Source organism: Kitasatospora sp. NA04385 (assembly GCF_013364235.1).
Lineage (GTDB): Bacteria > Actinomycetota > Actinomycetes > Streptomycetales > Streptomycetaceae > Kitasatospora.
In genome coordinates, this window is sequence record NZ_CP054919.1 from 870,217 (window position 1) to 895,654 (window position 25,438).

The window sequence follows — 25,438 nt, forward strand, 5'->3', positions numbered from 1 at the left end:
CCCCGGCCCGGCCCGCTCCGACGACGGGCGCATGCGCCGCGCCGCCCCCGCCGCCTACCGTGGCAGCACCGGGGCGGGGACCGCCGTGACGACCGACAGGAACGCGTGATGACCGAGGCGGCCGCACGGCCCGACACCCGCCCACCGCACCACCCTCCGTACCGCCTGCCGCACCACCCTCCGTACCGTCTGCCGGACCGCTCGCCGCACCGCCTTCGGCGCCGACTGCCGCCCGCCGCGCGGGAGTCGCTGCCGCCGGTGCTGCTCCTGCTCCCGCTGCTGGCGCACGCCGCGGCCACCTGCCCGCCCGGGCGGCTCCCGGTCGCCGCGGCGCTCACCGCCGCGCTGGTGCTGCCGCTGGTGTGGCGGCGCCGGGCCCCGCGCGCGGTGTTCGGCGCGGTGGCGGCGGCGGCCGGGGTCCAGTGGCTGGCGGACGTCCAACTGCCCGCGGACGCCGCCCTGTTGGTGGCCCTGCACGCGGTGGCCGGGTACGCCGGGCGGCGGGCGGCGGCGGCCGCCTGCGCCGTCGCCGAGGCCGGGGTGCTGCTGGCCTGCCTGCGCTGGGCGGCGCCCGGCGCGTTCCTCGCCCCCTTCGTCGCGCTGAGCGCGACCGTCGTCGCGGCCGCCACCCTGGGGGTGAACGCCCGGACCGCCCGGGCCCACCTCGCGCTGTCCGAGCAGCGACAGGAGCAGCGGGCCCGGCTGGCCGTCGCCGAGGAGCGGGCCAGGATCGCCCGGGAGGTGCACGACATCGTCAGCCACAACCTGTCCGTGATGGTGGCGCTCACCGACGCCGCCGTCCACGCGCAGCACCGGGCGCCGGAGAAGGCCACCACCGCGATGCTCCGGGCCGCCGAGACCGGTCGGCAGGCCCTGACCGACATGCGGCACGCGCTGGGCCTGCTGCGCACCGGGGACCCCGGCCCGGCGGACGACGGCCCGGGCGCGGCGAACGGCGGCCCCGGGGGTCCGGACGCGCCGCGCCACCCGCTGCCCGGCATCGCCGAACTGGCCGCGCTGGCCGAGCGGATGCGCGCCGCCGGGCTGCCGACCCGGGTCGAGGTCGAGGGCGACCACGCCCACCTGCCCGCGACCGTCCAGCTGACCGTCCACCGCCTGGTGCAGGAGGCCCTGACCAACACCTTCCGGCACGCCCCCGCCGGCACCCGCGCCGAGGTCCGGATCCGCTGCTCGGCCGCGGCCGTCACCGTGGACGCCACCGACGACGGCCCCGGCCCGCCCCGCCCGCCGCCCGCACCGGCCGGGGCTGCCCGGCATGCGCGAACGCGCGGCCGCTCACGGGGGAACGCTGCGGGCCGGGCCGCGGCCGGGCGGCGGCTGGGCGGTGCACGCCCGGCTCCCGCTCGACGGCCGCGACGGCCGCGACGGCCGGGGGGTGTCCGCGTGACGATCCGGGTCCTGATCGCCGACGACGAGGCGCTGCTCCGGATGGCCTTCGGCACCGTCCTGGAGGCGCAGCCCGACCTGGCCCCGGTCGGCGAGGCCGCGGACGGCGCCGAAGCGGTGCGCCTGGCCCGGGAGTTGCGGCCCGACGTGGTCCTGATGGACGTCCGGATGCCCGGGACGGACGGGATCGAGGCGACCCGGGAGATCACCCGGCACTGCCCGGGCAGCCGGGTGCTGATCCTCACCACCTTCGACCTGGACGAGTACGCCTTCGCCGGGCTGGCCGCCGGTGCCTCGGGCTTCCTGCTGAAGAACACCCGGCCCGCGGAGCTGCTCACCGCGATCCGCGACGTGGCGGCGGGCGACGCGGTGCTCTCCCCGCGGATCACCCGCCGCTTCCTGGAGGACTTCCGCCCCCGGCTCCCCGACCACCGCGACGCCGACCGCCGCGAACGGCTGGCCCGGCTCAGCGCCCGCGAGCGCGAGGTCCTGGTCGAGGTGGGCCGCGGCCGCTCCAACGCGGAGATCGCCGCCGCCCTGCACCTGGCCGAGGCGACCGTCAAGTCCCACCTGGGCCGGATCCTCCCGAAACTCGACCTCCGCGACCGCGTCCAGGCCGTGGTCTTCGCCCACACCTGCCACCTCGTCCCCCCGGAGTGACCCCACCGGAACACCCCGCCCCCGGTCCCTCACCCACCCCTCTCCGCCGCCGGAACCCCCTACTCCCCCACCCGCAGCCGCGCCACCAGCAGCGCCACGTCGTCGGCCCGGTGGTCGCCTCATCCCACCCCTCACTTCCCTCTCCGCCGCCGGAACCCCTACTCCCCCACCCGCAGCCGCGCCACCAACAACGCCACGTCGTCGGCCCGGTGGTCGTCGTGGCGGGCCTGGCCGAGCAGGAGGTCGGCGAGCGGCTCCAGGTCCGGGGTGGCGGCGTGGGCGAGGGTGGTGCGGAGGCGGTCGATGCCCTCGGTGAGGGGCGCGGTGGCGGTCTCGACCAGGCCGTCGGTGTAGAGGACGAGGGTGGCCCCCGGCGGCAGCCGGATCTCGGTGGCGGGGAAGTCGAGGCCGTGGTCGATGCCGAGCAGCGGGCCGCCGTCGAGGTCGAGCGCGGTGGTGCGTCCGCCGGGTTCGCGCAGCAGCGGCGGGGGGTGCCCGGCCCGGACGGCGCGCAGGGTGCGGGTCGCGGGGTGCAGGCGCAGCAGGCAGCAGGAGGCGAGCAGTCCGGCGTCGAGGTCGAGCAGCAGGTGGTTGGTGCGCCGGGCGACGGTCTCGACGGGTTCGTCCCCGCTGGCGAACGCCCGTACCGCGCTGCGGAGTTGGCCCATGAGGGCGGCGGCCTTGACGCTGTGCCCCTCGACGTCGCCGATGATCAGGACGACGCCGCCGTCGGGGGTGGGCAGGACGTCGTACCAGTCGCCGCCGATCTCCATGCCGCGGGTGCCGGGCAGGTAGCGGGCGGTGGTCTCGAGGCCGGGGACGGTGGGGAGCAGGTGCGGGAGGAGGGCCTGCTGGAGGCCGCGGGCGACGGCGGACTCGGCGTCGTAGAGGCGGGCGCGTTCGAGGGCCTGGGCGATCAGGCCGCCGAGGGCGGTGAGGACGGAGCGGTCCTCGGCGGTGAAGACCCGGGGGCGGTCGAAGCCGAGGATGAGGCTGCCGACGGGGTGGCCGGAGGCGATCAGCGGGAGGAAGGCCCAGGCGCTCATCTCGTCGCGCGGGATGCCGGGGTAGGCGGCGGAGAGTTCGTGGGCGGTCTCGAAGAAGACCGGCGCGCCGCTGGTGAACACCTCGGTGCCGGGGAGCCGGGCGCGGATCGGGGTGCCTTCGAAGGGGTCGAGGAAGCCCTCGGGGTAGCCGCTCTCGGTGACCAGGTGCATGCGTCCGGAGCGGGCCAGGTAGAGGGCGAGCTCCTGGCCGCCGAAGCCGGGCAGGATCTGGTCGGTGACGGCGTCGGCGACTTCGCGGACGGTGACCGCCTCGGTGAGCGCGGAGGCGAGTTGCAGCAGGTGGTAGACGCCGCCGAGGGAGGCGGGAGTGGGCGGCGGGGCTTCGGGGAGGGTGGTGTCCTCGCTGGGGGCGGCGGGCACGATCCGGCCGGTGAGGCCGTGCGCGTCGGGGTAGAGCGAGAAGGCCAGCCAGTGCCGGGGCGGGCGGCGGGCGAGGAAGGCGGTGGGCTGCTGGGAGAGCATCGCGGAGCGGTAGCGGTCCTCGTAGGCGGGGTCGCCGAGCCAGGGCAGGGCGTCCCAGGGGCGGCGGCCGAGCAGGTCGGCGCGGGTGGTGTGCAGCAGCATCTCGGCGCTGCGGTTGACGTAGCCGACCCGGCCGTCGGGGTCGAGCGCGAAGACCCCGTCGCGCAGGCGCTCGACGGCGGCGGTGGCGGCCGCGGCGGCGGTGGCGTCGAGGACGGCGACGACCAGCCGGGCCGGTCCGGCGACGGGCTGCCCGTACAGGTCGAGCTGCCGGGTGCCGCCGCCGGGGTCGCGCAGCCGGACCCGGTGGGTGAACGGGTGGCCGTGCCGGGCGGCGCGGCGGGCGGCCTCGCGCAGCAGGGTGACGTCCTCGGGGGCGATGCGTTCGAGCAGGGTGGCGCCGCGGCCGTCGAACGGGCCGGTGCCGAGGATCTCGCGCAGCCGTTCGTCGACGGTGATCCGGCCCGCGGCGAAGTCCCAGTCGAAGAAGCCGACCCGGATGCCGTCCCCGCCGGGCACCGGCAGCGGCACCACGACGGGCGGCCCCTCGCCGCCGACCCGGTCGCCGTACGGGAGCAGTCCGGTGGCGAGCCGGTTGCCGACGGTGCGCAGCTGGCGGCGGGTGGTGGCGGACGGGCGGGTGCCGTCGGCGGGCCAGAAGACGGCGATCACGCCGAAGGTGCGGTCGCCGGCGGTGACGGGGGTGGTGGCGGAGGCGTGCGCGTACGGGAGTCCGACGGCGAGGCGGGGGTAGCGGCGCATGGTGTCGTCGGCGTCGGCGAGCACGATGGTGCGTCCGCCGCGGTAGGAGTCGGCGACGGGCAGGGGGGCGGCGACGGCGATCCGCTGGAACGGTTCGAGCAGGCTGAGCGGGATGCCGACGACGGCGGCGACGGCCAGTGAGCGGCGGTCGGCGGAGTGCAGGTAGAGCACGCCCCCGTAGGCGTCGGTGGCCCGGACGGCGCGCAGCAGGCCGTCGGCGAGCAGCGGCTCGACGGCGGCGTCCCAGCGCGGGCGGGCGTCGCCGTGCGGATGGGCGTCGCCGTGCGGGTGGCCGGTGCGCGCCGCCGGGTCGGGGTCGGTGGGAGGTGGCGGGCCGGTGGGGTCCGCCGGAACACCCGGGGGCATGTTCTTCTCTGTACGCCGCCGGTGGGGGTGCGTCAAACGGGGGACGGCGCGGGTCCGCCCGGGTGACAGCCTCCGGCGCGTCGGTACGACAGGTGTGACAAGGGGATCATCGGCCGGTATGCCGACCCCCTCCGCCGCATCCGGTTCCCGCCCGACCCGCTCCGCCGCCCGCCGCCGACCCGGCCGCCGCCCCCGCCGGAGCCTGGTCGCCCTCACCGCGCTCGCCACCCTCACCGTCGGCTGCTCCGCCCTGCACGCCCAGGACCCCGACCCCGGCACCCGCTCCTCCGCCCCGCGGCCCCGCCCGCCGACGCCGAGGCCGCGGGCAACCAGGCGGCAGCGGGCAACCAAGCGGCCGTGGCGGCCCCCGCCGTCCAGGCCGCCCGGCAGGCGCTCGCCGCGATGCCCGCCGCCCGCCCGCAGGCCGCCACCGGGCAGGAGCTGAACGGCCGCCTCTCCGCCGCCGAGCACGCGCTCGCGCTGGAGCAGGCGCTGACCGCCGCCCGCCGCTGGGGCCTGGCCGCGCTCCCGCTGCGCGCGCCCGCCCCGCCCGCCGTCAAGCCCGAGCTGGTCGACGGGCCCGGCGTGAAGGCGACGCCCGGGCTGCCGCCGGTGGTCCAGCGGGTCCCGACCAGCGACCGGGTGGTGTTCCTGACCGTCGACGACGGCGCCGAGAAGGACCCGCAGTTCGCCGCGATGGCCGCCGAACTGGGCGTCCCGATGACGGTCTTCCTCTCCGACTACCTGGCGCGCTCCGACTACGGCTACTTCCGCGCCCTGCAGTCGCACGGCGTGGGCATCGACAACCACACCCTCACCCACCCCGACCTGCGCCGACTGGACGCCGACGCCCTGCAGCGCGAGATCTGCGGCCAGCAGGACCGCCTCCAGCAGGAGACCGGCATCCGCCCCCGGCTGTTCCGGCCCCCGTACGGCGAGTACACCGAGGCCGCGCTGCGCACCGCCGCGTCCTGCGGGGTGACCGCCTTCCCGCTGTGGAACGAGGAGGCCTTCCCGGACCACCTGGAGTGGCGCTACGCCGACCAGGTCTTCCACCCCGGCGACATCGTGCTCACCCACTTCCGCGCCCCCGCCGCCGGGTGGAAGGGCACCATGGCGGACATGCTGCGCCGGGTGGTCGACGCCGCCACCGCGCAGGGCTTCGCCATCGCCCGCCTGGAGGACTACCTCTGACCGCCCGGCGCCCCGCCCGTCAGACCTCCGACCGCTGCTCCGGCCACTGCGGCTGCCGGGCCCGTTCGCCGGGGGCGGTCGCCACCGCGATCCGGGGCAGCGCGTACGGGTGGTGTTCGCGCAGGAACCCCACCAGGTGCTCGCGCAGGTCGCAGCGCAGCTCGAAGGCGTCGCCCGCGTTGGCGGCGGTGGCCAGGGCGCGCACGACCAGGGTGGTGGGGGTGGTGTCGACGACCTGGAGGGCGCTGCCCTCGCCGTCCCAGCGCGGGTTCTTGGCCAGGTAGTCCTCGAACTCCGCGCGCAGCAGGTCGACGGGCGTGCTGTGGTCGAGGTGCAGCAGCGCGGTGCCGGTGATCCGGTCGGAGCGGCGCGACCAGTTCTCGAACGGGCGGCCGGCGAAGTACGACATCGGCATGACGATCCGCCGCTGGTCCCAGGTGGCGATCACCACGGCGGTCAGGGTGATCTCCTCGACGGTGCCCCACTCGCCGCCGACCACCACCACGTCCCCGATCCGGGCCAGGTCGCCGAAGGCCATCTGGATGCCCGCGAACAGGTTCGACAGCGCGCTCTGCGCGGCGATGCCCGCGACCACGCCGACCAGGCCGGCCGAGGCCAGCAGGCTGGTGCCGACCACCCGCACCGCGGGGAAGGTCATCAGCATCCCGGCCAGCGCCAGCAGGGCGATCGCCGCCTGGAGGATGCGGCTGAGCAGCCCCACCTGGGTGCGGGCCCGTCCGGCCCAGGCGGCGTCCCGGCGGCGCACCGCGAGCCGCACCGCGCCGTCCAGCACCAGCGCGGCGGCCCGGGCGGCCAGCCAGGCGCAGCTGCCGATGGTGGCCAGCACCAGCAGGTGCCTGATCGCCTCGGACGCCCGCACCCACGGCATCGCGGCCAGCAGCAGCCCGCAGCCGGCCACCGCGAGGATCGGCTTGCGGCAGCCGCGCAGCACCTGGGGCACCGTGCCCGGCCGCCCGGCCCGGGCGGACAGTCTGCGCGTCGACACCTCGACGGCCTTGTCGACCCCGTACAGGACCACCAGCACCGCCACGCCTGCGACCACCAGCCGTACCGCGCTCCACCACCACACCTGCCCTGCCTCCTGACGCATTCGGCTCCGGGTATCCCCGGCCGCCTTTCCGCCGCCCGCGCGTTCACACCCGCCGAGCGGGCATACGCCCGGGTGCCGTGCGTCACGCGGTACGCCACGCAGAAGGAGCCCGCGCCGTGAACCCCATCGAACGAGCCCTGCGCGCCGTCGACCGCGTCCAGCAGCGCCGCCGACCCCTGGCCGTGGTGGTCGGGGTCGTCAAGAAGTACGGGGACGACCGGGGCGGGCTGCTGGCCGCGCTGATCACCTACTACGGCTTCGTCTCGCTGATCCCGCTGCTGCTCCTGCTCTCCACCGCGCTCGGCTTCGTCCTGCACGGGCACCCGGACGCGCAGCAGGCCGTGGTCGACTCGGCGCTGGCGGACTTCCCGATCATCGGCGACCAGCTGCGCGAGAACGTGCACTCGGTGCAGGGCAGCGGGCTGGCGCTGGTGATCGGCGTGGCGGGCCTGCTGTACGGAGCGCTGGGCATCGCGCAGGTGCTGCAACACGCGATGGCCGAGGTGTGGAACGTCCCCGGAGTGCGGCGCCCGGGCTACTGGCCCCGGCTGGGGCGCAGCCTGGCGCTGTTCGCGACGCTGGGCACCGGGCTGCTGCTGACCACGGCCGCGGCGGCGTTGGTGGGCTCGGCGCTGGGCGGCCCGGCCGCCCGGATCGGCGGGCTGCTGCTGTCGGCGGCGGTCAACACCCTGCTGTTCCTGGCCTGTCTGCGGATCCTCACCCCGAAGGAGGTGCCGGCCCGCGCCCTGCTGCCCGGCAGCGTGCTCGCGGGCCCGCTGTTCACCGTCCTGCAGGCGTTCGGCGCCGCGCTGGTCGCCCACCAACTGCGGCACGCCACCGCCGTCTACGGCTTCTTCGCGACCGTGATCGGCCTGCTCTCCTGGCTCTACCTGGCCGCGCAGGTCACCGTGTACGCCGCCGAGACGAACACCGTCCTCGCCCGTCGGCTGTGGCCCCGCTCCCTGCTCCAGCCCCCGCTGACCGGCCCGGACGAGCAGGTGCTGGAGGACATCGCCCGGCAGGAGGCGCGCCGCCCCGAGCAGCGGGTCGACGTCGACTTCGACGGCCCGGCGGCCGGGCAGGACGAGAAGACCGGGAAGACCGAGCAGCCGGAGGGACCGGAGCAGCGGCCCGACAGCGGGGCGTGAGGTCCGACAGCGGGGCGTGAGGTCCGACAGCGGGGCGTGAGGTCGGGTCACCTCGCACCGCCCGCAGCGCAGTTGCGCCGGTGTCCACGATGCGGATGTCCCGGTGGACGCCGGGCCCGGCGTGGTCGACTGGGCCGCACAGCCGCCCACCGCCCGAGGAGCCCGCCATGCTGCCCGCACTGCCCTCGCTCGACGGGCTGGAGTTCGCACCGGTGTCCCGCCCCGAACAGGGCGAGGTCGGCCCGGGCACCCGGTTCGCCTACCACGAGGAGGACGGCCTGGTGTGGGCCGACTACCGGGGCGGCGAGGTGGTGCACGGCCACCTGGTCGGCACCCGGACCGGCGACACCGTCGAGTTCCGCTACGTGCAGCTCAACCGGGCCGGGGAGACGGGCACGGGCCACTGCACCAGCGTGCTGACCCGGCTGGCCGACGGCCGGCTGCGCCTGGACGAGACCTGGCGGTGGGAGTCCCGCCCCGGCACGGGCACCAGCGCCGTCGAGGAGGTCCTGCCGTACTGACCGCGGGCCCGCCGGTGCGCGGGCCGCACTTGTCGGTGGCCACCGGTAGCGTCCGCGCCATGACTGATCGTGAGACCTTCGCCCCGCTGGTGTTCCTCGAGTACGACCACAAGCCCGGGTCGTACGGCCTGATGCTGACGGACGACCGGATGGTCGAGGTGGACGAGGTGTTCGAGGCCGCCGGTCAGCAGAACGGCGGCTACGGCTGGGAGGCGGTGGCCCGCTCCGCCGTCCGCTCCCGGGCGCCGCAGCTGGAGGGCCGGTTCCGGTACGACCCGGAGGCCGGCATGTTCGTCGCCTACGGGGAGGACGCGGCGGCGCTGCGCGAGCTGGGCGCGCTGCTCTCCGGCGCGTTCCACGACCGCCCGGCGCTGCGCGAGCTGATCGACGCCGCCGAGCCCGACTGGTTCGACTGATCCCCCGGTGCGTCTCGCCGCGCCCCGGCGCACGCGAACGCCGACGGCCACCCCTCCCGACATGAGGGGTGGCCGTCGGCGTCGTGCGGGTGGCTCCGGGCCACCGGGGTGTCCGGTCCGCGAACGGATCAGACGGTCAGGACCTGGCCCGGGTAGATGACGTCGGCGGAGGCGCCGATGGTCTGGGCGTTGGCGCTGAACAGCGCGTCCACGGTGGTGCCGTTGGCGGCCGCGATGGCGCCCAGGGTGTCACCGGACTTGACGGTGTAGGTGCTGCCGCCACCGGTGTGGGCGCCCTTCTTCCAGGACTGGTGGCCCTGGTAGGAGGACTGGCCGCTGTCGGCGGTGTTGGTGGAGGCCGAGTCGGAGTCGGTGGTGGCCGACTTCGCGGACTTGCCGGTGGTACCGGCGTCGGTGCTCGCGGCGCTGGAGCTGCTGGAGCTGTTCGAGCCGGTGGCCTTGCTGCTGCTGGTGGTGCTGGTGCTGGTGCTCGCGGAGCCGGAGGTGTCGACCTGGGCGGCGGCGCCGCCCTGGGTCAGACCCGCCTGCACGGAGCACACCGGCCAGGCGCCGGGGCCCTGGGAGGCCAGCACCTTCTCGGCGACGGCGATCTGCTGCGCCTTGGTGGCCAGGTTGGCCTGCGGGGCGTAGGCGGTGCCGCCGTACGCGGCCCAGGTGGAGGAGGTGAACTGCAGCCCACCGTAGAAGCCGTTGCCGGTGTCGATCGACCAGTTGCCGGTCGACTCGCACTGGGCGACCTTGTCCCAGGTGGACACGTCCGCGGCCGAGGCCGAGGTCGCCGTCACGAGGCCGGCCACCGGGAGGACGGCCACCGCGCTGCCGGCGACGACGGCGGCCCGGACGCGGTTGCGCTTCCGGTTGCCCTTCTCGGCGGTGGTGGCGGTCGTGGTGGCGGCAGTCTCGTTACGGAAGATCATGCGATTCCTTTCGGATGCCCCGGGCAGGCAAGGCGGAACCAGGGGCCCGGAAGGGCCTGCGGTCTCTCGCGCTTGTGGATCGGACGGTGCGGTCGAGGTCCGACCTGCTCTCCGTCGCGGTCACCCTGCCCGTCGGGCGGCCGGTCAGCCGCACCGGGGCGTTGGTTTCGGGTGATCCCGGGTAGTGCGCCCTGCACTGGTTACGAAGCTACGGGCGGTTCGGCAGAACTCCAAGCATTCGTAGGTTTACGCAGGTCAGAGCCTGGTTACCGCCAGTACAGCACCCCCGGCCGGCCGACCGGACCGCGATTTTCCGGGCCCGGCCGTCGGCGGCTGTGACCGGGCTCACCGGTTCCGACCCGCTCCGAGCGGGGAACCGCACACCCTCCGTGGCCCCCCGCTGACGGCGCGCCGACTGTCCAGCGATCCGCCTATGGGACGGGCCACAGCCGCCACCCGCCGTCCACCCGGCGGTCACCCGCCGTGGCCGAACTGCGCCGTCAGGACAGCACGGTGAGCACCCGCGGCCCGTCCTCGGTGATCGCCACGGTGTGCTCGGAGTGCGCGCCGCGCGAGCCGTCCGCCGAGCGCAGCGTCCAGCCGTCCGCGTCCACCCGCAGCTTCGCCGAGCCGGTGCACCACCACGGCTCCAGCGCCAGGGTCAGGCCGGGCTTCAGCTCCAGGCCCCGCCCGGGCCGTCCGACGTTGGCGACGTGCGGGTCCTCGTGCATGGTGCGGCCCAGGCCGTGGCCGCCGAAGTCGGTGTTGATCCGGTAGCCGGCGCCCTGGCCGACCGCGGCGATCGCCGCCGAGATGTCCCCGATCCGGTTGCCGGGCACGGCGGCCGCGATCGCCGCGTCCAGCGCGGTGCGGGTCGACTCGGCCAGCCGGACGTCCTGCTCGTCCGGGGTGCCGACGATGACGGTGACCGCCGAGTCGGCCACCCAGCCGTCGATCGACACCGCGAAGTCCAGGCTCAGCACGTCCCCGTCCGCCAGGACGTAGGGGTGCGGCTGCCCGTGCAGCACCGCGTCGTTCACCGACAGGCAGATCACGTTGCGGAACGGCCCGCGCCCGAACGACGGCGCGTAGTCCCAGTAGCAGGACTCGGCCCCCCGGTCCTCGATCAGCTTCCTGGCCCGCAGCTCCAGGTCCATCACGTCCCGCCCGACCTCGGCGAGCCCGGACAGCTCGGCCAGCACCCCGGCGACGAAGCGGCCGGTGACGGCCATCTTCTCGATCGCCTGCGGAGTCTTCAGCTCGATCACGGCACAGCTCCTTGCACGACGGCCGCCGGGCCGCCCGGTCGAAAGAACCGCCGGTATTTGAATACCGGCAGCGGACAGCGATCACGCTAGCAGGCCCCCGGTATTCAAATACCGCACCCCCGGGTTCCCAGAACAGCGCCGAACTGGGCCCTACCCGCTTCCGTTCGACGGATGAAGCCGATCGGCGACGGCCGCGCCTATCGCCCTCGGGGGCGGCCGGTCGAAGCAGTTCCAGTGGTGAACCTGCGAGCACTGTCGACCACCGGGATCGTCGAGGCGCAGTCGGTGAAGGCCGCCTCCTCTCGATGCGGTGAGGATCGGCGAGGATGCCGACGAGGGCGACCCAGCCGATGGCGAGCGTCAGGCCGAACACCTGCGGTTCGGTCGCAACTGACCGACCCGGGCTGAAGCAGCCGGACGAAAGAACCGTCCGGAGGAATCCAGGAACGGCTACTGCGCCTCTGGTCGTCGACCTGGTCGTCGTGCGCGAGTTCTACGAGGGACGACACGGCAACTCCTGCCCCTTGGCAGTCGATTGAAAGGTGGGCGTCGATCAGGCGCCGTAGCGGCGCTGGCGGGCGGCGTACGCGCGTACGGCGCGCAGGAAGTCGACCTCGCGGAACGCCGGCCAGTGCGCCTCGCAGAAGTACAGCTCGGAGTAGGCGCTCTGCCACAGGAGGAAGTTCGACATGCGCTGCTCTCCGCTGGTGCGGATGACGAGGTCGGGATCCGGCTGGCCGGCGGTGTACAGGTGGCGGGCGATGTCGTCCGCGGTCAGGTGGTCGGCGATGTCCCGCACCGGCCTTTCGCGCGCTGCCTGTTCGTACAGCAGGTCCCGCACGGCGTCGACGAGTTCCTGGCGTCCGCCGTAGCCGACGGCCAAGGTGACGTGCGCCCCCGTGGCGCATGTCCGGGTGGCCTCGACCGCTTCCTTGAGGGCATGCGCAGTGGTGTCGGGCAGGGTGTCGAGCGCTCCTGCGATGTGCACCTGCCAGCGCGGCTGCGGCCCGGCCAGGTGCCGGGTCAGGACTTCCTCGATGACCTGCATCAGGAAGGCGACCTCGGCGTCGCCGCGTCGCTGGAGGTTCTCGGCGGAGCAGACGAACACGGTCACATGCTTGATCTGGAGGGCTTCGCACCAGGACAGCACGTTTTCCACGTGCTCGGCGCCGTACTTGTGGCCCATGCTCGGGTTCCCGATGCCTTGCCGACGCGCCCAGCGGCGGTTGCCGTCCATGATCATTCCGATGTGCTCCGGCAGCTCTTCGCCCTGGAGTTGTCGGCTGAGTCGGCGGGCGTAGAGGGCGTAGAGGGGGGCGGTGGCGCGCAACGTCGGAGCCTTCCGGGTCGGGTGCGGCAGCCGTTGGAGAGCTGCGGCGTGCATACTACGAAGTGATAGCACGCGCCGCGTGTCATTGGGGAATCCGCCGTCCGCTGCCCGGGAGTACCAGTGCGTACCAACGATGCCCAGATGCTCGTCCTGTCCGCACTGGCCGAGGGCCCGCTGCACGGCTACGCCGTCAACACGGCCATCGAGCGGATGACCGGCGAAAGGCTCGGCCGCGGCAGCCTGTCCGGCGCGCTGGTGCGACTGCGCGACAAGGGCTTGATCGAGTACCTGGAAGGCGAAGGCAGGCGGCGCCCGGTGCGCCTGACCTCCGCAGGCCGCAAGGTACTCGAAGGCGAGGTCGAAGCCCTCGCCCACGTCGCGGGACGCATCTTCGAGGCCGTGGTCCCCGACAAGATCGCCTACCAGGACCGGCTCGCGAGCACCGACCTCGCCCGCTCCTACAAGCAGGCGGTACTTGATGCGTTGGCTGTCGAGCCGGGCCAGATCGTCCTGGACCTCGGTTGTGGCCCGGGCACCGACCTCGGTGCGCTGGCGCACCTGACCGGGCCGACGGGGAAGGTCTTGGGAATCGATTCCGATCAGCGAATGGCCCGCCAAGCCCTGCTCCGTGTAGCCGACTTGCCGCATACCGATGTACTGGCGGCCGATGTCCACGCGCTGCCGCTTCCCTCGCGCTCTGCCGATCGGGCTTGCACCGACCGGCTGCTTCAGCATGTCGCCGACGTCTCCGGGGCCCTGGCCGAGGTAGGGCGGGTCCTGCGTTCCGGCGGCCGACTCGTCATGGCCGAACCCGACTGGGACTCGCTCGCCATCGACCATCCCGACCTGGACATCGCCCGCTCCTACACCCGCCACGTCACCGACCGGATCGTGCGCAACGCCGTTATCGGACGGCAGTTGCCTCGGCTGGCCGAGCAAGCGGGATTCGCTGTCACGTCGGTCGTCCCGGTCACTTCCGTCTTTCGCGAAGTCCGTGCCGCCGATCAGGTCCTCGGTCTTCAGCGCAACACCGAACGCGCGGTTTCCTCCGGTTACCTGACCCGCCAGCAGGCCAACAGGTGGCTGGAGCACTTCACGCACGGTCCGTTCTTCGCCTCGGTGACGCTCTATGTCGTCACAGCGGAAGCTGCTGTGCACACCTGACCTGCTCCGGCACTTCTGCCCCCCGACAGGGCACGGGCAGAAAACCGCCGGTTCGGTGGCGACGCGACCTTGGCGGCGGACCGGCTCATGCCGGTGGGTACCGAGCTGGCCTTGCCCCCGCCTTCACCGAACGATCTCGCTGCCCTGGCGGCGCGGAGGGAGACCTCTGCCGCATAGCCCGGACGGATGCCCCCTGCCTCCTGGGACCACCCAGTGGCGGTACGTGTGCTGATCAGGAGGTCGCTCAGGACTGAGAAAGTGTGGGGTAATCGGGTGATCACTCGTTCTTGAGGTCGTCGGCGAGGCGGCGGGCTGCTTCGGTCTCGATGGGGCCCTGTGGCTCGATCCTCTCGCCGGCGAGGCGGGCGGCCATGAGGCGGATCATGGCGACCTTGATCATCGATTCGGCGTGCGCGGTCTTGCGCCCGTAGTCCCTCGCCAACCGTCTGCACCGTCCCAGCCAGGCAAATGTCCGCTCCACCACCCACCTGCGGGGCAGCACCCGGAACCCTTTCACATCCGCGTTGCGCGGCACCGCGACGATCTGGACGCCCTCGCGCTCCGCTGCCCAGCCCATCAGGCCGGCGTCGACCGTGCTCACGTAGCCGCCGTCGACCCAGACCAGCCCGAGCTGCGAAAACTCCTCCCGGACGTCGGCGAGGACCAGCTTCGCGCCCGCCCGGTCCTGCACCGAGGCCGAGTGCACCTTCTCACGCAGCGCGTCGTGGGCCCTGTCCCAGGTCCCGTCCGCTCGCCCAGTGGGACGCGCGGTCATGAGCGGACCCTATGGCACACCACCGACGAACCAGGTCGGGACGGGCCGGGCCGGGCCGGGTCAGCGGCGGGTCCCGATCCGCAGGTCGCCCGTGGTCACCCGGCGGATGGGCTCGCTCGCCAGCAGCTCGTGCGGCTGGCCGAGGGCGACGGCGCCCGCCGCGTCGAGCCGGGCCAGCTGGGCGTCCGTCGGCTCGACCGCCAGGGAGCCCAGGTTGTCCTCCAGTTGGGCGGGGGTGCGGGCGCCGAGCAGCGTGCTCGTCACGCCCGGCTTCCGCAGCGTCCAGGCCAGCGCCACCTGGGCCGGGGTGCACCCCAGCTCGCCGGCCACCTCCCGGACCACCCCGGCCACGCCGAGGCTGCGTTCGGTGAGGGTGCCCAGGGCCAGGTTGTGGCTCCGGCGGGTGCTCCCGTCGGGGCCGGCGCCCGTCGCCCCCAGGTCGTCCCGGCCGTACTTGCCGCTGAGCACCCCGCCGCCGAGCGGCGAGTACGGGACCACGCCCAGGCCCAGCTCCCGGGCCATCGGGATCAGGTCGCGCTCCGCCGTGCGCTCGATCAGGCTGTACTCGAGTTGCAGCGCGACCAGCGGCGACCAGCCGCGCAGGTCCGCGATCGCCTGCATCCGGGACACCTGCCAGGCCGGGGTGTTGGAGATCGCCACGTACAGCACCTTGCCCTGCCGGACCAGGTCGTCCAGGCCGCGCAGCACCTCCTCCACCGAGGTCCGGAAGTCCCAGACGTGCAGGTACAGCAGGTCGAGGTAGTCGGTGCCGAGCCGCCGCAGGCTGCCCTCCACCGAGCCGAACAGCGCCTTGCGGTGCCCACCCCCGGAGTTCGGGTCGCCGGGGCGGCGCAGGGTCGAGTACTTGGTCGCCAGCACCAGGCGTTCGCGCTCCTCGCGGGCGAACTCGCCCAGCAGGCGCTCGGAGCTGCCGTCGGTGTAGGTGTCGGCGGTGTCGAGGAGGTTGCCGCCGAGCCCGACGTAGCGGTCGAACAGCTCGCGGGCCTCGGCCCGCTCGGCGCCCCACCCCCATTCGGTGCCGAAGGTCGCGGTGCCCAGGGCCAGCGGTGAGACCCGCAGTCCCGAGCGGCCCAGCAGCCGGTAGTCGTCGAGGGCCAGTGCCATCAGGTTCTCCCGTGCTCGCGCGTGTTCGTGTTCCGTTGCCGGAACCGAGTCTGCGGCGGCGGCGGGCCCCGGATAAGGGAGGGGCTTTCCTGGGAAGGCCGGTCCCACCCCGGCGGTTGGACCGGTCATGACGACGACCGTGGACACCACCGGGGAACTGGCCGCCTTCCTGCGCAGCAGGCGCGAACGGCTGGACCCGGACCGGCTGGGCCTGCCCGCGCACCGGCGGGCCCGGCGGACGCCCGGACTGCGCCGCGAGGAGGTCGCCGAGCTGGCCGGGGTCAGCACCGACTACGTGGTCCGGCTGGAGCAGGGCCGGGGGCTCCGGCCCTCCGCGGAGGTGCTGGCGGCGCTGGCCCGGGCCCTGCGGCTGGCACCCGGCGAGCGCGACTACCTCTTCGACCTGGCCGGACGGCGCCGCCCCGGCGGCCCCCGCGGCGGGGCGGCCACCGGTCCGGCGCCGTCGCTGGCCCACCTGGTCGACGAACTCTCCCCGCTGCCCGCCGCGCTGCTGGACCACCGCTACGACCTGCTGGCCTGGAACCCCGAAATGGCCCGGCTGATACCGGAGTTCGACACCGTTGCGCCGGAGCGGCGGAACGCGATGTGGCTCTGCCTGCGGCACCCGCCGATGCGCGGCCTCTACGCCGACCGCGAGGGGGTGCTGCGGGACGGCGTCGCCCATCTGCGCGCGGCCTGGGCCGCCCACCCGGAGGACCGGGCGCTGGCCGGGCTGATCGCCGAATTCACCGCGCAGGACGAGGACTTCGCCCGGCTCTGGGCCGAGCGGGAGGTCCGCGTCAACGGCCGCGGCCGCAAGCTGCTGCGGCACCCGGCCGTCGGGGCGATCACCGTCGACTTCGAGGTCCTGCTCCCGCTGGAGGACCCGGAGCTGCGGCTGCTGGTCTACCGCGCGGCGGACGACGGGAGCCGCGCGGCCCTGCACCGGCTGTGCGGCGGTGCCGGGCGCGAAGAAGGCTGACGGCCCGCGGTCGGCGGCGGGAAGCGCGAGCGCTCGACGTCAACGAGCGCGTCCCGCGGACCGGGGGCCGCGGCTCACCGACCCCCGCCGGTTCCGGCCGGCGCGTCCGGGCCCACCGGGCCGACCTGCGGCTTCGCGGTGGCGGCTCGCTCACCACCGGTCGCGGCCGCGGCGAGCAGCGCCTCCACCGCGGCGCGGGCCTGGCGGGCCGGGGCCGGGTCGGCGGTGACGGCGGAGGTCACGATGGCGCCCTCGGCCAGGAGCAGCACGGGGGCGGGTTCGGCGAGGCCGGCCGCGCGGGACCAGGCCGCGAGCTGGGCGTGGAAGGCCGCCTTGTGGGCGCGCACCTCGGCGAGGACGGCCGGGGAGGAGGGGCCCAGTTCGGCGAAGGCGTTGATCCAGGCGCAGCCCCGGTAGCCGGGTTCGGCGAACCAGTCGCCCAGCCAGTCGAAGGCGGCCAGCAGCCGGGCCCGCGGCTCGGTCTCGGCCTCGGCGGCGGCGGTCAGCCGGGCCCGCCAGCGCCGGTCGCGGCGGCGCAGCACGGCCACCACCAGGTCGTCCTTGGCCGGGTGCAGGCGGTAGATCCGCTTCAGCGGCAGCCCGGAGGCGGCCCGCACCTCGTCCATGCCGACGGCGCGCACCCCCTTCTCGTAGAACAGCGCCTCGGCGGCGTCGAGCAGCGCCTCGGCGTCCTGGCGGGTCTGTTCGTCGGTGAGCGGGGCGGGCATCTGCGGCTCCGATCCGGTGGCGCGCGGCGGCGGCCCTTGACGTGGAGAACGGTCGTTCCCTAGCGTAGGCCCCGCCAGCGTGGAGAACGTACGTTCTCCATCCCGTCCGGCCGATGGAGCCCGCCGTGCCCGAGGATCGCCCGCCCTATCCCCCGTTCACCCGCGCCACCGCGCTCGCCAAGGTCCAGGCCGCCGAGGACGCCTGGAACACCCGCGACCCGGAGCGCGTCGCCCTCGCCTACACGCCCGACACCCGCTGGCGGAACCGGGACGTCTTCCTCACCGGCCGCGCCGAGGTCACCGCGTTCCTCACCGCCAAGTGGCAGCGCGAGCACGAGTACGCCCTGCGCAAGGACCTCTGGGCCTTCGAGGACGACCGGATCGCCGTCCGCTTCCAGTACGAGTGGCACGACGGGGACGGCCGGTGGTGGCGCAGCCACGGCAACGAGCTGTGGGAGTTCGACCCGCACGGCCTGATGCGCCGCCGCGAGGCCAGCATCGACGACGTCCGCATCGACGCCGCCGAACGCCGCATCCACGGCCCCCGCCCGGAGTCGGAGCGCGGCGGCCCGGAGCAGCCGCTGCGCTGAGCCGGGAGCTTGGGCGGGGGCGGGGCCGTTCAGTAGCGTGTCAGCATGGTGCGAGTCCCCCTGACCCCCGAGCAGATCGAGGCCGGCCGCCGCCTGGGTGCGCTGCTGCGCGAGACCCGGGCCGGCCGCGACCCCGTCACCGTCGCGCACCGGGCCGGGATCTCCCCCGAGACGCTCCGCAAGATCGAGATGGGCCGCCTCCCCAGCCCCGGCTTCGGCACCGTCGTCGGGCTCTGCGCCGCGCTCGACCTCCCGCTCGACACCGCGGCCCACGTCTGGCTCGGCGAGACGGCGGAGCTGCGCTAGCCGGCACCCGCGTCCAGGCCCCTCCGCCCGGGCCCTAGACGCGGGCCAGGATCGCGTAGCGCTCGTCGTGGACCGGGCCGCCCCAGAGGGCGGTGTCGGGTTCGAGGGGGTGCAGGTGGAGGTCGCGGGTGAGGGGGCGGAGGGCGGCGATGAGGGTGGTGGCGGGGACGCCGCCGGCCCAGGGGAGGCTCTCGGTGCCGGGGGCGTAGGGCTCGACCGGGCGGTCGGCCTCGCCCCAGCGGCCCTCGATCAGGAGCAGGCGGCCGCCGGGGCGCAGCCGGTCGGTCCAGGCCCGGAGGGCGGCGGGCGGGTCGGGCAGCGTCCAGACCAGGTGGCGGGAGAGGACCGCGTCGTAGCGGTCGGCGCCGGTCGGGGGGCGGCTCGCGTCGCCGACCAGGAAGCGTCCCGCCAACCCGGCGGCGGCGAACTTGGCCCGGGCGCGGTCGATCATCGCGGGGGCGAGGTCCACGCCCGTCACCCGGTGGCCGGCTTCGGCGAGGAGCAGGGCGAGCGAGCCGGTGCCGCAGCCGACGTCGAGGACGTCGAGCCCCTCGCCGGGCAGCCACTCGGCGAGGCGGCTGCGCCAGGCCCGCCGGGTGGTGCGGTCGCGCAGGCCGTGGTCGGGCTCCAGGTCGAACGCGGGGGCGGCGTCGTTCCAGTAGGCGGCGACGGCGTCGAGCGGCTCGTTCATCCGCCCACGTTCCCATCCGCCGCTGACAGTCGGCCGCAGGCGCCGGGGGTGCGTTCAGCCGGTTGCGCCGCGGCGGCGGTGGGCGGCGCGGACGGCGTGGACGGAGCGGTAGCAGAGGAGGGAGAGGACGGAGTCGGCCGACAGCGCGGAGGCGGTGCTGCGCCAGGAGCCGACCGAGAGCACCGACAGCGCGGAGCCGATCGATCCGACGGACAGGAACGAGCCGACCGAGCCGACCGAGAGGACGGACCCGACCGAGCCGATGGACAGGAAGGAGCCGATCGAACCGAGCGAGAACCCGTTCGCGGCCGCGCCGCGGGGACGGTCGGACTTCTTCACGGGGACTCCTGGGGGTCGGATACCGGGTCTGCTCCAGCCTCCCGCCGCACCGCCGCCCGCGCAAAGCCGCCGGTCACGGGCGGTTCGCTGGGCGAATCGCCGGGGCCCGGCGGCGGCCGGGGACGGCAGGGCTGCTTGGATGGGACGTTTGCCGGGCAACCGTCGCCCGGGTCGGTCGGGGTGGGGTGGAAGGAGCGGGTGCGGTGAGTGGGGTGTCCGCGGAGGTGCTGTCGCTGGTGCTGCTGGCGGCGGTGCTGGTGGGTGCGGTGCGGCGGCCGTTCGGGTGGCCGGAGGCGGTGGTGGCGGTGCCGGCGGCCGGGCTGCTGGTGGCGGTGGGCGCGGTGTCGCCGGGCGCGGCGTGGGCCGAGGTCGGGCGGCTGGCGCCGGTGGTGGGGTTCCTGGCCGCGGTGCTGGTGCTGGCTCAGCTGTGCGACGACGAGGGGCTGTTCGAGGCGTGCGGCCGCTGGATGGCGGGGGCGTCGGGCGGCCGGCCGGTGCGGCTGCTGGGGCAGGTGTTCGCGGTGGCGGCGGCGGTGACGGCGGTGCTGAGCCTGGACGCGACGGTGGTGCTGCTGACGCCGGTGGTGCTGGCCACGGCGGGGACGCTGGGGGTGCGGCCCCGGCCGCACGTGTACGCCTGCGGGCACCTGGCGAACACGGCCTCGCTGCTGCTGCCGGTGTCGAACCTGACGAACCTGCTGGCGTTCGCGGCCAGCGGTCTGGGCTTCGGCCGGTTCACCGCGCTGATGGCGCTGCCCTGGCTGGCGGCGGTGGGGGTGGAGTACCTGCTGCTGCGGCGCTTCTTCGCGGACGAGTTGGCCGTCCCGGCCGAGCGGCCGGCCCCGGCGGGCGGGGTGCGGCTGCCGCGGTTCGCGCTGTTCACGGTGGCGGGGACGCTGGCGGGTTTCGCGCTGGCCTCGGTGCTGGGGCTGTCCCCGGCGTGGGCCGCGGCGGCGGGCGCGCTGGTGCTGGCGGTGCGGGCGCTGGCGGGCGGGCGCAGCACGCCGCGGCGGATCTGGTCGGCGGCGGCCGTGCCGTTCCTGGCGTTCGTGCTGGCGCTGGGCGTGGTGGTGAAGGCGGTGGTGGACAACGGCCTGGCCGGGCACCTGGCGGCGCTGGTCCCGGCGGGCGACGGGCTGGCGGTGCTGTTCGCGCTGGCGGGGCTGGCGGCGGTGCTGGCGAACCTGGTGAACAACCTGCCGGCGACGCTGCTGCTGGTGCCGCTGGCGGCGCCGTCCGGGCCCGGGCCGGTGCTGGCGGTGCTGTTGGGGGTGAACATCGGGCCGAACCTGACGTACGCGGGTTCGCTGGCGACCCTGCTGTGGCGCCGGATCACCCGGGAGCGGGCGGTCGACGACGGCGGGGTGCGCACCTTCACCGCGCTCGGGGCGCTGACCGTTCCGGCGACGCTGGCCGCGTCCGTGCTCGCGCTGTGGGTCTCGCTGCGCCTGTTCTGAGGACGTCACGTCCATGCGGACGCCGGGTCGCGGAGCCGGAAGCTCCCGATCCGGCGTCCGATCTGACGGGGCGTCACGAAACGCCCACCGTGCGTCCCGGCGGCCGGGCGGGTGTGAGATCCGCCACGGCCCAGGCGATTGCGTGGACGCACCCGGGTGCGGCAGTGTGAATCGGCGTCAGGCCCTGCGCACGGTCCTGCACGCGTCCACCGGCCCCGGTCGGGACCGGGTGGGCGACCGGCACCACCGCAGAGCCGTGCGCCGCTCGGTACCGCCGCCGTCCCGGACCTCCGGGGAGGCGGCCGAGTCCGCGCCTCCCCGTGACCGGTGTTCGACGGAGGCCAGTGACCGGGGCGGATATCCGCTCGGACGGTCACGCGCCGGGTGACTCCGGAAGGAAAGCATGTGACTCGGATCTCGGTCCGGGGCGTCGCTGTCGTCTCCGCCACCGCGGTGACCGCCGTCGGTGCCGTCGTGGGCGCGGCGGCCGGCAGCGAGGGCGGTGCCGCCGTCCAGACGGTCGACGTCGCGAGCGCCACGCTGCTCGCCGACGCCCCCACCGGCGCGCAGGCCCAGAACGTCAGCGACGGCATCGGCCGCCAGGCCGACGCCCAGCAGGTCTCCGCCGACACCGCCGCGAAGAAGGCCGCCGAGGAGGCCGCCCGGCTGAAGGCCGCGGCCGACGCCCAGGCGAAGGCCGACTCGGACAAGGCGGCCAAGGAGGCCGAGACCAAGGCCGCCGAGGACAAGGCGGCGGCGGACAAGGCCGCGGCCGACAAGGCGGCCAAGGACAAGGCCGCCAAGCAGCAGCAGAACGCGGCCGCCGCGCAGAGCTCGCTGGCCTCGATCCCGGCCGGTTCGGTCCAGGACATCGCCCGGCAGATCATCGGCGACGACACCCAGTTCCAGTGCTTCAGCCAGATCGTGAAGCGCGAGAGCGGCTGGAACTACACCGCCACCAACGCCTCCTCCGGCGCCTACGGCCTGGTCCAGGCGCTGCCGGGCTCCAAGATGGCCTCGGCCGGCGCGGACTGGCGGACCAACCCCGCCACCCAGATCAAGTGGGGCCTCAGCTACATGAACAGCCGCTACGGCAGCCCCTGCGGCGCCTGGTCGTTCTGGCAGGCCCACAACTGGTACTGACGAGCGCCGGAAGGCGTTCTCGGCCCGCGCGTCCGCATCCGGACGCGCGGGCTTCGTCGTCACCGGGGCGGGCTCACTATGCTTCGCCCCTGCCGGGTGGTCCCACCCCCCGTCCCGGTGGTCCGCATTCTCGTCGTCCGGTTCTCGTTATCCGCGGACGGCCGGTGGATCTCCGAGGGTGTGAGGGCAGGACGCGAGAACACGAGGACGGACCGGGCAGTGGACAGTGGGCGGGCGACGGCGCTGGTCGGGCGGGCGCAGGGCGGTGACCGGCAGGCGGTGGCGGAGCTGGTCGGCGGGCACCTGCCGCTGGTGTACAACGTGGTGGGCCGGGCGCTGTCGGGCCACCCGGACACCGACGACGTGGTGCAGGAGACGATGCTGCGGGCCGTGGACGGCCTGGGCGCGCTGCGCGACCCGGCGGGGTTCCGCAGCTGGCTGGTGGCGATCGCGCTGAACCAGGTGCGGCGGCGCTTCCGGGACGCGGACGCGGGCGCGCTGGACGCGCTGCCCGACCCGGCCGCGGTGGCCGATCCGGCGGCGGACTTCGTGGGTCTGACGATCGTCCGGCTGGGCCTGTCGGAGCAGCGCCGCGAGGTCGCGGAGGCGACCCGGTGGCTGGACGGCGCGGACCGCGAGCTGCTGTCGCTGTGGTGGCTGGAGGCGGCGGGCGAGCTGTCCCGGGCCGAGCTGGCGGCGGCGCTGGAGGTGTCGCCGCAGCACGCGGCGGTGCGGGTGCAGCGGATGAAGGGGCAGTTGCAGGCGGCCCGGGTGGTGGTGCGGGCGCTGGCCGCGGTGCCCGGCTGCCCGTGGCTGGCGGAGCTGACGGCCGGTTGGAACGGCGTGCCGGGCCCGCTGTGGCGCAAGCGGATCGGGCGGCACGTGCGGGAGTGCGCGGTGTGCGAGCAGCAGCGCCGCGGCCTGGTCCCGGCGGAGGGGCTGCTGGCGGGGATGGCGATGGTGCCGGTGCCGGACGGCCTGCGGTTCGAGGCCGCCGGGCACCAGCCGTCCGCCGGCCCGGCCCGGCCGGGCCGCGCACCGGCGGGGACCGGCCGCCGGGAGGGCGGTTCGCACCGAGCGGCCTCCCGGCACGGGCGGCGGCGGGCGCGGCGGCGCGGGCCCGGTCCGGTGCTGCTGGGCGGCGGGGTGGTGGCCGCGGTGGCGGTGGTGGCCGGGCTGCTGGTGGTGGTCGGCGGGTCGGACGCGCCGCCCGCGCAGGGTGCGGCCGAGCCGGCGCCGGCGTCCGTGGCGGCGCTGGTGGAGCCGACCGAGGGCGGCGCGCCCTCCCGGCCCCGTCCGCCGCCGACTCCTCCCCGCGGCCTCCCCGTCCCCGCGGCCTCGGCCTCGGCCTCGCCGTCGGCGTCGGCCACCGCCTCGCCGGCGCCGACCGCGCAGGGCGCGGGCGCGCCGTCCGCCTCCGCTCCCCGCTCGCCCGCGGCGCCGCCCGCCCCGGCCTCCTCCTCGGCGGCGAAGCGTTCGGCGGACCAGGCGCAGCAGGTGCTGGACCTGGTGAACACGGAGCGCGCGAAGGCGGGGTGCGGGCCGGTGACGGCGGACGCGAAGCTGGCGACGGCGGCGCTGCGGCACTCCGAGGACATGGCGGCGCGCGACTTCTTCGACCACACCAACCCGGACGGGGCCGGGCCGCAGCAGCGGATCGACGCCGCCGGGTACGCGTGGAGCGGCTGGGGCGAGAACATCGCGCGCGGGCAGAAGGACGCGGCCGCGGTGATGGACAGCTGGATGAACAGCCCGGGCCACCGGGCGAACATCCTGAACTGCAAGTTCACCCAGCTCGGGGTGGGCGTCCACACCGGCACGGGCGGGCCTTGGTGGACGCAGGACTTCGGCACGCCGCGCTGACGCCCTCGCCGTCGCTGGCGTCCCCGCTGGCGCCCTTGCCCTCGCTGGCGCCCCGCCCGGCGCGGCTCCCGCCGCCGCTGCCGGGCGTGCGGTCAGTCGGTGGTCGCGTGGGTCCCTTCGCGCGGGCGGGGGACGGCCTCGACGGCGTCCGCGGTCAGTGCGGGCTCGCGCAGGTCGGCGAGTGCCTCGTCCACCGAGTCGTGGACCTCGAAGATCCGCTCGATCCCGAAGAGCTGGAGGATCTTGCGGGTGTGGACCTCGGGGCCCGGGAGGACCAGCCGCAGTCTTCCGTTCCGGGAGGAGAGCATCCGGCGGGTGGCCACCAGGACGGCGAAGCCCGTGGAGTCGCAGAAGTCGACCCGGCTGATGTCGACCACCATCCGCAGGCAGCCGTCGGTGACCAGCCGCTGGAGCCGCTCCCGGAGGGCGGCGACTCCGCTGATGTCCACCTCTCCGGCCACCTGGACCACCGTCCAGCCGTATCGCTCCCCGTAGCTCACGCTCAGTGCCACTCTGTTGCCTCTCTCCGGGATCGCTGGGGGTATGCGGCCTCTGCCCGTTTCCTCCGGCGGCAACCCTGTTCCTGGTGATGATTTAGCGGTCGGACGGAGGAATTTCCGCGAAATGTCATGGTCGCGGTCCGTTCGACGGCGGAATTCGCTGCTCGACCCGACGATCTGCACAGGATTTACTCCGGTTGGCGGTACCGCCGGGGCGGACCGGCGCCCTCCGGTTCGGAACGCGGGCCCGGGCCGCCGGAACGCGGGCGGCCCGGGCCGGTGCCAGGCTGGGAGGGAGTGTCCGGGAGTGCCCTGGCGGAGGGAGAACACCGTGCTCACCACCGATTTCGTGCCCGGCTCGCCGTGCTGGCTGGACCTGGGGGCGCCCGACCCGGCCGCCGCGGCCGCGTTCTACGGCCCGGTGCTGGGGTGGGAGTTCGCGCACCCGGAGGGCGCGGACGGCCCCCTGCTCGCCACCGCCGACGGCCGGGCCGCGGGCGGCATCGGCCCGCTGACCGAACGCGGTGCCCGCCCGGCCTGGACGGTCCACTTCTTCACCCCGGACGTCCACGAGACCGCCGCCTCCGTGCTGCGCGCGGGCGGCACCGTCCGGGCCGAGCCCCGCGACGTGGCCGGCCGGGCCTCGACGGCGCACTTCACCGACCCGCAGGGCGGGCGGTTCGCGGTCCGGACGCCGGGCCGGACGGGCGGCCTGGCCGTCGTCGACGGCCCGGGCGGCCTGTGCTGGACGGAGCTGTACACCACCGACGCGGCCGGTGCGCTCGCCTTCTACGCGACGGTGTTCGGCTGGCAGCACGAGAACACCCCGATGCCGGGCGGCTCGGGCACCTACACCATCGTCACCCCCGCCGGCCGGCCACCCGAGCGGATGCACGGCGGCGTCCTCCAGGTCGGCCCGGCCGAGCTCACCCTCTCCCGCGGCACCCCCGCCTGGCACCCGGTCTTCGCCGTCACCGACTGCGACACGGCCGCCGCCACCGTCGGCGCCCGGGGCGGCCTGGTCGTCATGGGCCCGGAGAGCGCCCCGGGCATCGGCCGGATGGCGGTCTGCACCGACCCGTCCGGCGCGGACTTCGTCCTGATGACGCCCGGCCCCTGAGGCCC

General features: G+C 75.2%; 23 protein-coding genes and 2 pseudogenes. 14 read left to right on the top strand and 11 right to left on the bottom strand.

Going from position 1 to position 25,438, the window contains the following annotated elements; genetic code table 11:
- Positions 1-774 precede the first annotated feature (774 nt).
- Both HUT16_RS39635 and HUT16_RS03765 read left to right on the top strand, forming a co-directional pair.
- A pseudogene (locus tag HUT16_RS39635) lies at positions 775-1,224 on the top strand (sensor histidine kinase); the annotation flags it as partial.
- Positions 1,225-1,404: 180 nt separating this feature from the next.
- Entirely contained in the window at positions 1,405-2,067 is a 663-nt protein-coding gene (locus HUT16_RS03765) for a response regulator transcription factor (RefSeq protein ID WP_176185428.1), read from the top strand.
- Between the two features lie 158 nt (positions 2,068-2,225).
- On the opposite strand, the gene HUT16_RS03770 is transcribed toward HUT16_RS03765, so the two are convergent.
- Positions 2,226-4,724, bottom strand: a complete 2,499-nt coding sequence (locus HUT16_RS03770; protein ID WP_176185429.1) for a SpoIIE family protein phosphatase — start codon at positions 4,722-4,724, stop codon at positions 2,226-2,228.
- A 357-nt stretch (positions 4,725-5,081) separates the two neighbouring features.
- On the opposite strand from HUT16_RS03770, the gene HUT16_RS03775 reads away from it, so the two are divergent.
- Positions 5,082-5,918, top strand: coding sequence for a polysaccharide deacetylase family protein (locus HUT16_RS03775; RefSeq protein WP_254897619.1), 837 nt, complete (start codon positions 5,082-5,084; stop codon positions 5,916-5,918).
- Positions 5,919-5,937: 19 nt separating this feature from the next.
- On the opposite strand, the gene HUT16_RS03780 is transcribed toward HUT16_RS03775, so the two are convergent.
- Complete coding sequence (locus HUT16_RS03780) at positions 5,938-7,029, bottom strand: mechanosensitive ion channel family protein (protein ID WP_254897620.1); 1,092 nt, start codon at positions 7,027-7,029, stop codon at positions 5,938-5,940.
- 116 nt (positions 7,030-7,145) lie between these two features.
- Here HUT16_RS03780 and HUT16_RS03785 point away from each other — a divergent pair, with 116 nt between their 5' ends.
- The 3 genes from HUT16_RS03785 to HUT16_RS03795 all read left to right on the top strand — a co-directional run bounded on the left by HUT16_RS03785 (position 7,146) and on the right by HUT16_RS03795 (position 9,114).
- The gene (locus HUT16_RS03785; RefSeq protein ID WP_176185430.1) at positions 7,146-8,177 is read left to right on the top strand and encodes a YihY/virulence factor BrkB family protein; all 1,032 of its coding nucleotides are present in this window, start codon (positions 7,146-7,148) and stop codon (positions 8,175-8,177) included.
- A gap of 167 nt (positions 8,178-8,344) precedes the next feature.
- Positions 8,345-8,698 carry a hypothetical protein gene (locus HUT16_RS03790; protein WP_176185431.1) on the top strand — a complete coding sequence of 118 codons (354 nt, stop codon included), beginning with the start codon at positions 8,345-8,347 and terminating at the stop codon, positions 8,696-8,698.
- A gap of 59 nt (positions 8,699-8,757) precedes the next feature.
- Positions 8,758-9,114, top strand: coding sequence for an immunity 51 family protein (locus HUT16_RS03795; RefSeq protein ID WP_176185432.1), 357 nt, complete (start codon positions 8,758-8,760; stop codon positions 9,112-9,114).
- A 128-nt stretch (positions 9,115-9,242) separates the two neighbouring features.
- Here the strand turns inward: HUT16_RS03795 and HUT16_RS03800 are convergent, their stop codons facing one another.
- From HUT16_RS03800 to uppS, 3 genes are all read right to left on the bottom strand, one after another.
- Positions 9,243-10,052, bottom strand: coding sequence for a transglycosylase family protein (locus HUT16_RS03800; protein ID WP_176185433.1), 810 nt, complete (start codon positions 10,050-10,052; stop codon positions 9,243-9,245).
- Between the two features lie 500 nt (positions 10,053-10,552).
- Positions 10,553-11,320 (bottom strand): type I methionyl aminopeptidase, encoded by a 768-nt coding sequence (gene map, locus HUT16_RS03805; protein WP_176185435.1) that lies wholly within the window; start codon positions 11,318-11,320, stop codon positions 10,553-10,555.
- Between the two features lie 553 nt (positions 11,321-11,873).
- Positions 11,874-12,704 (bottom strand): polyprenyl diphosphate synthase, encoded by an 831-nt coding sequence (gene uppS / locus HUT16_RS03810; protein WP_176185437.1) that lies wholly within the window; start codon positions 12,702-12,704, stop codon positions 11,874-11,876.
- An 87-nt stretch (positions 12,705-12,791) separates the two neighbouring features.
- Between uppS and HUT16_RS03815 the strand changes: the two genes are divergently transcribed.
- Complete coding sequence (locus HUT16_RS03815; RefSeq protein WP_368662670.1) at positions 12,792-13,814, top strand: methyltransferase domain-containing protein; 1,023 nt, start codon at positions 12,792-12,794, stop codon at positions 13,812-13,814.
- A 277-nt stretch (positions 13,815-14,091) separates the two neighbouring features.
- On the opposite strand, the pseudogene HUT16_RS03820 reads toward HUT16_RS03815, so the two are convergent.
- Positions 14,092-14,532, bottom strand: a pseudogene (locus HUT16_RS03820) (transposase); the annotation flags it as partial.
- A gap of 117 nt (positions 14,533-14,649) precedes the next feature.
- Complete coding sequence (locus HUT16_RS03825) at positions 14,650-15,714, bottom strand: aldo/keto reductase (protein WP_176185441.1); 1,065 nt, start codon at positions 15,712-15,714, stop codon at positions 14,650-14,652.
- Between the two features lie 127 nt (positions 15,715-15,841).
- Between HUT16_RS03825 and HUT16_RS03830 the strand changes: the two genes are divergently transcribed.
- The gene (locus HUT16_RS03830) at positions 15,842-16,696 is read left to right on the top strand and encodes a helix-turn-helix domain-containing protein (protein ID WP_176185443.1); all 855 of its coding nucleotides are present in this window, start codon (positions 15,842-15,844) and stop codon (positions 16,694-16,696) included.
- A 74-nt stretch (positions 16,697-16,770) separates the two neighbouring features.
- Here HUT16_RS03830 and HUT16_RS03835 read toward each other — a convergent pair whose 3' ends face one another.
- Positions 16,771-17,424: a TetR/AcrR family transcriptional regulator gene (locus HUT16_RS03835; RefSeq protein WP_176185445.1), complete on the bottom strand. Its 654-nt coding sequence runs from the start codon at positions 17,422-17,424 to the stop codon at positions 16,771-16,773.
- Between the two features lie 113 nt (positions 17,425-17,537).
- Between HUT16_RS03835 and HUT16_RS03840 the strand changes: the two genes are divergently transcribed.
- The gene (locus tag HUT16_RS03840) at positions 17,538-18,014 is read left to right on the top strand and encodes a nuclear transport factor 2 family protein (RefSeq protein WP_217712020.1); all 477 of its coding nucleotides are present in this window, start codon (positions 17,538-17,540) and stop codon (positions 18,012-18,014) included.
- 45 nt (positions 18,015-18,059) lie between these two features.
- Complete coding sequence (locus HUT16_RS03845; protein WP_176185449.1) at positions 18,060-18,320, top strand: helix-turn-helix transcriptional regulator; 261 nt, start codon at positions 18,060-18,062, stop codon at positions 18,318-18,320.
- A 34-nt stretch (positions 18,321-18,354) separates the two neighbouring features.
- On the opposite strand, the gene HUT16_RS03850 is transcribed toward HUT16_RS03845, so the two are convergent.
- Both HUT16_RS03850 and HUT16_RS03855 read right to left on the bottom strand, forming a co-directional pair.
- Positions 18,355-19,011, bottom strand: coding sequence for a class I SAM-dependent methyltransferase (locus tag HUT16_RS03850; RefSeq protein ID WP_176185451.1), 657 nt, complete (start codon positions 19,009-19,011; stop codon positions 18,355-18,357).
- Positions 19,012-19,065: 54 nt separating this feature from the next.
- Complete coding sequence (locus tag HUT16_RS03855) at positions 19,066-19,350, bottom strand: hypothetical protein (protein ID WP_176185453.1); 285 nt, start codon at positions 19,348-19,350, stop codon at positions 19,066-19,068.
- 203 nt (positions 19,351-19,553) lie between these two features.
- Between HUT16_RS03855 and HUT16_RS03860 the strand changes: the two genes are divergently transcribed.
- From HUT16_RS03860 to HUT16_RS03870, 3 genes are all read left to right on the top strand, one after another.
- Complete coding sequence (locus tag HUT16_RS03860; protein ID WP_176185455.1) at positions 19,554-20,807, top strand: SLC13 family permease; 1,254 nt, start codon at positions 19,554-19,556, stop codon at positions 20,805-20,807.
- Positions 20,808-21,212: 405 nt separating this feature from the next.
- Positions 21,213-21,950: a transglycosylase SLT domain-containing protein gene (locus HUT16_RS03865; RefSeq protein WP_176185457.1), complete on the top strand. Its 738-nt coding sequence runs from the start codon at positions 21,213-21,215 to the stop codon at positions 21,948-21,950.
- A 219-nt stretch (positions 21,951-22,169) separates the two neighbouring features.
- Positions 22,170-23,813, top strand: coding sequence for a sigma-70 family RNA polymerase sigma factor (locus tag HUT16_RS03870; protein WP_254897621.1), 1,644 nt, complete (start codon positions 22,170-22,172; stop codon positions 23,811-23,813).
- A 92-nt stretch (positions 23,814-23,905) separates the two neighbouring features.
- Here HUT16_RS03870 and HUT16_RS03875 read toward each other — a convergent pair whose 3' ends face one another.
- Positions 23,906-24,325 carry an STAS domain-containing protein gene (locus tag HUT16_RS03875; protein ID WP_176185461.1) on the bottom strand — a complete coding sequence of 140 codons (420 nt, stop codon included), beginning with the start codon at positions 24,323-24,325 and terminating at the stop codon, positions 23,906-23,908.
- A 319-nt stretch (positions 24,326-24,644) separates the two neighbouring features.
- Between HUT16_RS03875 and HUT16_RS03880 the strand changes: the two genes are divergently transcribed.
- On the top strand, positions 24,645-25,433 hold the full coding sequence (locus HUT16_RS03880; protein WP_176185463.1) for a VOC family protein: 789 nt from the start codon (positions 24,645-24,647) through the stop codon (positions 25,431-25,433).
- Positions 25,434-25,438: the final 5 nt, after the last annotated feature.

What these genes read in the sequence shown, in the direction of transcription:
- HUT16_RS03825 (WP_176185441.1), bottom strand. Translation starts at nt 15,714, where the DNA reads ATGGCACTGGCCCTCGACGACTACCGGCTGCTGGGCCGCTCGGGACTG.
- HUT16_RS03835 (WP_176185445.1), bottom strand. Translation starts at nt 17,424, where the DNA reads ATGCCCGCCCCGCTCACCGACGAACAGACCCGCCAGGACGCCGAGGCG.
- HUT16_RS03840 (WP_217712020.1), top strand. Translation starts at nt 17,538, where the DNA reads ATGGAGCCCGCCGTGCCCGAGGATCGCCCGCCCTATCCCCCGTTCACC.
- HUT16_RS03850 (WP_176185451.1), bottom strand. Translation starts at nt 19,011, where the DNA reads ATGAACGAGCCGCTCGACGCCGTCGCCGCCTACTGGAACGACGCCGCC.
- HUT16_RS03790 (WP_176185431.1), top strand. Translation starts at nt 8,345, where the DNA reads ATGCTGCCCGCACTGCCCTCGCTCGACGGGCTGGAGTTCGCACCGGTG.
- HUT16_RS03815 (WP_368662670.1), top strand. Translation starts at nt 12,792, where the DNA reads ATGCTCGTCCTGTCCGCACTGGCCGAGGGCCCGCTGCACGGCTACGCC.
- HUT16_RS03780 (WP_254897620.1), bottom strand. Translation starts at nt 7,029, where the DNA reads ATGCGTCAGGAGGCAGGGCAGGTGTGGTGGTGGAGCGCGGTACGGCTG.
- HUT16_RS03845 (WP_176185449.1), top strand. Translation starts at nt 18,060, where the DNA reads ATGGTGCGAGTCCCCCTGACCCCCGAGCAGATCGAGGCCGGCCGCCGC.
- HUT16_RS03830 (WP_176185443.1), top strand. Translation starts at nt 15,842, where the DNA reads ATGACGACGACCGTGGACACCACCGGGGAACTGGCCGCCTTCCTGCGC.
- HUT16_RS03795 (WP_176185432.1), top strand. Translation starts at nt 8,758, where the DNA reads ATGACTGATCGTGAGACCTTCGCCCCGCTGGTGTTCCTCGAGTACGAC.
- HUT16_RS03800 (WP_176185433.1), bottom strand. Translation starts at nt 10,052, where the DNA reads ATGATCTTCCGTAACGAGACTGCCGCCACCACGACCGCCACCACCGCC.
- HUT16_RS03770 (WP_176185429.1), bottom strand. Translation starts at nt 4,724, where the DNA reads ATGCCCCCGGGTGTTCCGGCGGACCCCACCGGCCCGCCACCTCCCACC.
- uppS (WP_176185437.1), bottom strand. Translation starts at nt 12,704, where the DNA reads ATGCACGCCGCAGCTCTCCAACGGCTGCCGCACCCGACCCGGAAGGCT.